Genomic DNA, 6,228 nt, shown 5'->3' with positions numbered 1-6,228 from the left:
AAGATGTGGGCAAAGATTGGGGCAACGCCCTGGCCTGAGTGGGATTCGCGGGTCCAGCCCTGAAGGGGCGAGATAGAGGCTCTCTGTTCCGCCCCTTCAGGGCTGCCGCGAGGCGGTCTTGTTCCCAGGGCGTTGCCCTGGGCTACCCCATTCGCTCCTTCGGAGCTCCCGCAGCCACCTACAATTCCTGCCCGCACCCTTCTTGCGGCGGGCGCTTGCGCCCGGGGAGGCCGCGGGGCTATACTGCTGGCCCAATGGCTCTGAGGCCCGATGAGGAAGCTCCGCATGAGACGCCTGAGCGCGCTGTGCGCAATCGCCGCCTCGACGCTGTTCGGCCACGCGCAGGCAGGCGAGGCGGGGGCGCCGCTGCGCATCGGCGACAAGACGCTCGTGGCCTGGGTGTGCCTGGCCGGCCTCGACCAGCGCGGCGGCAGCGCGCTGACGCTCATGGACCCCGCCGAGCGCTTCGACGCGATCGTGTTCGGCGAAATCGCCCCGCGCAAGTGGATGCCCGGCAGCGACTTCTTCCGCCGCACCCACCGCGACCAGTCGGCCTGGCCGGCCGAAGACGCGGCCCCGGGCACGCTCGTCCAGGTGGCGGTCGTCTACCGCGGCAAGCAGGTTGCGCTGCTCCGCGAAGGCAAGGAGTGCGCTGCGTATGAGATTGCAGCCCCTCAGGCATTTGGCCCCGACGCCATGGTGCTGATCGGGCTGCGCTACGTGGGCGGCATGGGCGAGATCGGGTTCCTCGCGGGCGAGATTGACGACGCCCGCATCTATGACACGGCCCTGACGGCCGAACAGCTTGCCGCGCTCAGGCCGAACAAGCCCTCCGACCCCAAGCCCCTGGCCTGGTGGCACTTCGAGGACGATGCCGCGAAAGATGCGATGGGCACGTTTCCCGAAGCGAAGCTCGTGGGGGCAACCGTGGCCAATGGCCGCCTGCGCCTCGACGGCGCCAGCTACCTGTGGGCGGCCACAGACAGGAAGCTCCTGAGCCTCGACGCCGAGGAGGACGAGAAGCCCCCGACGGAGGTCCACACGATGTTCTACAAGGCACGCTCGAAGCGCACGGGCAACATGTGGGACACGTGGCTCTTCCTCCACGACGGCACCTACTACCTCTATTATCTCGCCAAGTCGCGCGGGAACTGGGACAACATCTCGCTCGCCCGCTCGCCCGACGGCGTGCACTGGACCGAGCTCGGCCGTGTGCTGGCCAAGGGCCGCGGCGTGACCTGGATGGGCACCGGCTCGACCTGGAAATCGCCCGCCTTCGAGCGCGACGGCAGGTTCCTCCTCAACTTCTCCGAGTGGAGGGGGCCGCGGCAGACCATCTTCTTCGCTGAATCGAAAGACCTGGTGCACTGGACGCGGCTGGGCAACGACCTGGAGTTCGTGCAGGACGAGCGCTGGTACGAGCGGAACGGGCGATGGGACTGCATCTGGACCCTCCCGCGCCCCGGCGGCGGGCTGTACGGCTACTGGACGGCCACGCCGAAGAGGGAGACGGGCGGGCGGTTCGGCTTCGGCGAGAGCCTCGACGGCGTGACGTGGCGCGCACTCGAGCCGCCCAAGGTCATCGGTGTCGGCGAGGGAGAGGTCGGGGCCATCGAGAAGCTCGGCGGCCGATACTACATGATGTTCGGCACCGGCGGCCTCATGGTCACGCTCGTCGCCGACCGCCCCGAGGGACCGTTCCACGCTGCAAAGCGGAACCTGCGCCTCCTGTCGGGCCACACGTACTTCTCGCGCTTCTTCCCCACGCCCGACGGCGTGCTGGTGAACCACCACTCGATCGCGCGCGACGGCCAGGTGTACTTCGGCACGCTCAAGGCCGCCGTGCTCGACGCCGAGGGCACCCTGCGGCTCGGCTGGTGGCGGGGCAACGAGAAGATGAAGGGCCGGCCCATCAAAATCGGGGTCCCGACGGCCATAGAGCCGGTCGCGATGATCCCCGGCGTCTTCGACGTTCAGGCGGGCGTGATCCTCGAGGGGACGCTTGCGTTGCCGAAGGCCAGCCAGGCGCCGCGCGGCCTCTACATCGAGTGCGGCGACGGGCAAGGGAGCGCCGTGGTCCTCGACGCCGCGGGCGCCGCGGAACTCGGAGCGCTGCGAAGCGACGGCGCCGGCTTCAAGGCCGACAAGGCGGTCAACCGCGAGATGCGCTTCGGCGCGCCCGCCCGGTTCCGCCTGCTGCTCAAGGGCTCGTTGATGGAAGTTTACCTGGATGATATCCTGATAGAATGCTTCAGCCTGCCTGCGGCGGCCTCGGGCAGGCTCGGGCTGGTGGCCGGCGGCGAGGCGCAAGCCTTCGGCGAACTGAAGGCGTGGCTTGCCGCCCCCGCAGGAGAACCCAGGTGACGCAGGGCAGAACCTTGGGATGGGCCGCCCTCGCAGCGGCTCTGGCCGCCTGCGCCGCCTGCCCCGCCCGCGCGGCGGAGGACAGAAAGGTGCCCGACATCGCCGACAAGACGCTCGTCGTCTGGGCCGCCCCGGCCAACCTGACTCAGAGGGGCGGCAGCGCGCTCACGCTCGAGGACGGCGATGACCGCTTCGACGCGGTCGTCTTCGGCGAACTCGCCCCCGCCCGGTGGATGGCGGGCAGCGACTTCTTCCGCCGCACGCACCGCCCGCAGGATGCCTGGGCCGCCGAAACCGCCGACGCGAAAACCTTCGTGCAGGTGGCCGTGGTCTACGAGGGCACGCGGATCGCGATCTACCGCAACGGCGTCCGCTATGCCGAGTACACGGTCGGGCAGCCCCAGGCGTTCGGGCCGCGGAGCTTCGCCGTCATCGGCCTGCGGCACGTGGCGGCGGGCGACGGCGCATGCTTCGCCGGCGCCATCGAGGACGCCCGCATCTACAGCGTCGCCCTGACGCCCGAGCAACTCGCCGCGCTCAAGCCCAGCCAGGCGTCGCACCCGAAGCCCCTTGCGTGGTGGACCTTCGCGGACGGCAAGGCCGAGGAGCGGATGGGCACGTTCCCGAACACCAGACTCTTCGGCAACGCCAGGGTGGCCGATGGCAAGCTGGTGCTCGATGGCCGCGGCAGCTACCTGGTGAGCGCCCGCGGCGAGGTGCCGAGCTGGCGCGGCCGAGCGCCCGCCGCGGGCGGCGACCTGATCGCCGACGCTCGCGCGCTCCGCGCGCGCCTCCTCGCCGACCCGCATCGCCCGCGCTACCACTTCGTCAGCCCCGAGGGCATCTGCATGCCCTTCGACCCCAACGGCGCCCTCTTCTGGCGGGGCCGCTATCACCTCATGTACATCGTCCAGCACGGCGGCCACTGCTGGGGCCACGCTGTGAGCCACGACCTGCTGCACTGGACGATACTGCCCCTCGCCCTGGTGCCCGGCCACGGCGATCGGGGGATCTTCAGCGGCGGCGCCTTCGTGAACAAGGAGGGCCGCCCGACCATCATCTACCACGGCTGCGGCGTGGGCAACTGCATCGCCATCGCCAGGGACGACGACCTGCTCGAGTGGGACAAGCTGCCCTCGAACCCCATCGTGCCCATCCCGAAGAAGGGCGAGCCCGGCGAAGGCAAGTACAGCTCCTGGGACCCCCACGCTTGGCTCGAAGGCGACACCTACTACGCCATCTTCGGCGGCGGAACCCCGACGCTCTTCAAGTCGAGCGACCTGAGAAAATGGGAGTTCCAGGGCCCGTTCATCCCCGACCGCAAATGGATACACGGCGGCGACGCCTCGTGCCCCGACTTCTTTCCCCTGGGCGACCGGCACATGTTCCTCTTCATCGCGCACGACATGGGCGTGCAGTACTGCATCGGACGGTGGGAGAAGGAGAAGTTCGCGCCCGAGAGCCACGGGATGATGACGTGGACGGGCGGGCGGTTCTTCGCGCCCGAGACGCTGCTCGATGCCCAGGGCCGCCGCATCCTGTGGGGCTGGGTGTGCGAGGCGCGGACCCCCGCCGCCCAGAGCGCCGCCGGCTGGGGCGGCGTGATGAGCCTGCCGCGCGTCCTCTCGCTGGCCGACGACAAGACGCTGCGCATCGAGCCCATCGCCGAGCTTGAGCGGCTGCGGATGAACCCCCGCCACCGCGAGAACCTGGCGCTCGACGGCGACAGCCCGCTGGACGATGCGAAGGGCGATTGCCTCGAGATTGCCCTGGAGATCGAGCCGGGCGCGGCGAAACAGGTCGGGCTCAAAGTGCGTCGCTCGCCCGCGGGCGAAGAGGAAACCCTCATCGCATTCGACCCGGCCGCGAGGACGCTCCGCCTCGATGTCGCCAGGTCAAGCCTCAGCGCGGACGTGCGCTACGGCTGGCCGAGTCCCTTCAATGTCACCGACGGCTCCGATGAACGCGTCCAGGAGGCCCCCCTCGAGTTGCGCGAGGGCGAGGCGCTCAAGCTGCGCGTCTTCCTCGACCGCTCGATTGTCGAGGTCTTCGCCAACGGCCGGCAGTGCGTGACCCAGCGCATCTACCCCAGCCGCACCGACGCTCTGGGCGTGGCGCTGTTCAGCCTGGGCGGCAGGGCGAAGGTCCGCTCGCTCGACATCTGGGAGATGGCCGCGACGAATGCCTGGTGAGCCGATCGCCCTCCGTGTCCATCCTGTCCATTCTGTCCATCGCCCAAAGACAGGATGGACACGATGGACAATGTGGACGAGAAAAGAGTACCGATGTCGCACCGCAGGCGCGTGTTCGTGGCCCTTCTAGGAGCGTTGTGCATGGCCGACGTCGAGGCCGGCGACGTGAACAGGCTGATCCAGAGCACCCGGGAGCTTCGGGCGAAACTCCAAGCCAACCCCTATCGCCCGGGATACCACATCGTCACGCCCGAGGGGCTCTGCGGCCCCTTCGACCCCAACGGCGCGCTCTTCTGGAAGGGCCGCTACCATCTCATGTACATCGTGCAGACCGAGAAGGGCCACTGCTGGGCGCACATCTCCAGCACCGACCTTCTTCACTGGCGCCACCACCCGCTCGCCCTCGAGCCCGGCGGCGCCGACAAGGGCATCTTCAGCGGCGGCGCGTTCGTGGACGCGAACGGCGTGCCCACGATCACCTACTGGGGCCTCGGCAGCCCAGGCGGCATCTGCATCGCCACGAGCACCGACGACGACCTCGACCGCTGGACCAAGAGCCCACACAACCCCGTCATCCGCGAGACCGCTCACGGCCTCACCGTGCAGCCCGACGGCACGGTCTACGGCGCCGCCGACCCCTCGGCCATCTGGCGCCACAACGGCCGCTACTACCTGCTCACCGGCAACCTGCTCGTCCTCCGCGAGTTCGGCCTGAAGCAGAAGATGCCCCAGCACCAGGGCGACACGCTCTACCTCTTCGTCTCCGACGACCTCGTGCGGTGGACCTACCTGCACCCGTTCTACCAGAGCGACCGCAAGTGGACGCGGGCCGACGAGGACAACATGTGCCCCGACTTCTTCCCCCTCGGCGACCGGCACATGCTCCTCTTCATCAGCCACAACCTCGGCTGCCAGTACTACCTCGGGCGCTATGAGAACGACCGCTTCACGCCCGAGACCCACGGGCGCATGACGTGGGTGGACAACCACTTCTTCGCACCCGAGAGCCTGGTGGACGCCCGGGGCCGCCGGCTCATGTGGGCCTGGGTCTTCGACGGGCGCACGCGCGAGACGCAGGCCGCCAGCGGCTGGTCGGGCACGATGAGCCTCCCGCGCGTCCTCTCCCTTGGCGACGACAAGACGCTCCGCATCGCCCCGCCCGAGGAACTCGCTCTCCTCCGCTACAACCCGAGGAAACAAGAGAACCTCCGCATCCCCGCCGACGGTGAGCTGCCGCTCCGGGACGTGGCGGGCAACAGCCTCGAGCTGAACATCGAAATGATGCCCAGCGGCGCCGCGCAGTGCGGCGTCAAAGTCTGCTGCTCGCCCGACGGCCAGGAGCAGACGGCGGTGTTCTACGACGCCGTCGAGAAGAAGCTGAGAGTTGACACCACACGTTCGAGCCTGGGCGAAGGACCGAAGGTGATCGAGGGCGGCCCCTTCGAGCTGAAGCCCGGCGAACCGCTCCGGCTGCGCGTCTTCGTAGACAAGTCGCTCGTCGAAGCCTTCGCCAACGGCCGACAGGCGATCGCTCGTACCATCTACCCGACCCGCCCCGACGCGCGCGGCGTGGCCCTCTTCAGCCGCGGCGGCGGGGCCACGGTCCCATCGCTCGACGCCTGGGACATGGCGCCCGCCAATCCCTGGTGAGCCTCACAACGGAAGGATGCAC

General features: G+C 69.1%; 3 protein-coding genes. All 3 read left to right on the top strand.

Annotated features, from left to right (window positions below; all coding sequences use genetic code 11):
• The first annotated feature begins 285 nt into the window (after positions 1-285).
• The 3 genes from PLE19_05440 (at position 286) to PLE19_05430 (ending at position 6,206) form a co-directional block, all read left to right on the top strand.
• Positions 286-2,364 (top strand): hypothetical protein, encoded by a 2,079-nt coding sequence (locus PLE19_05440; protein ID HPD14370.1) that lies wholly within the window; start codon positions 286-288, stop codon positions 2,362-2,364.
• Positions 2,361-4,556: a GH32 C-terminal domain-containing protein gene (locus PLE19_05435; GenBank protein ID HPD14369.1), complete on the top strand. Its 2,196-nt coding sequence runs from the start codon at positions 2,361-2,363 to the stop codon at positions 4,554-4,556. Before PLE19_05440 ends, PLE19_05435 begins: the two co-directional genes overlap by 4 nt.
• A gap of 141 nt (positions 4,557-4,697) precedes the next feature.
• Entirely contained in the window at positions 4,698-6,206 is a 1,509-nt protein-coding gene (locus PLE19_05430; GenBank protein ID HPD14368.1) for a glycoside hydrolase family 32 protein, read from the top strand.
• The last annotated feature ends 22 nt before the right edge of the window (positions 6,207-6,228 follow it).

Source organism: Planctomycetota bacterium (assembly GCA_035384565.1).
Classification (GTDB): Bacteria; Planctomycetota; PUPC01; order DSUN01; family DSUN01; genus DAOOIT01.
Note: the sequence above shows the minus strand (reverse complement) of the source record. Positions and strands in the feature narration are given on the sequence as shown.

Excerpts from the sequence above, each read along its gene's own strand:
- PLE19_05440 (HPD14370.1), top strand. The coding sequence starts at position 286 with ATGAGACGCCTGAGCGCGCTGTGCGCAATCGCCGCCTCGACGCTGTTC.
- PLE19_05430 (HPD14368.1), top strand. The coding sequence starts at position 4,698 with ATGGCCGACGTCGAGGCCGGCGACGTGAACAGGCTGATCCAGAGCACC.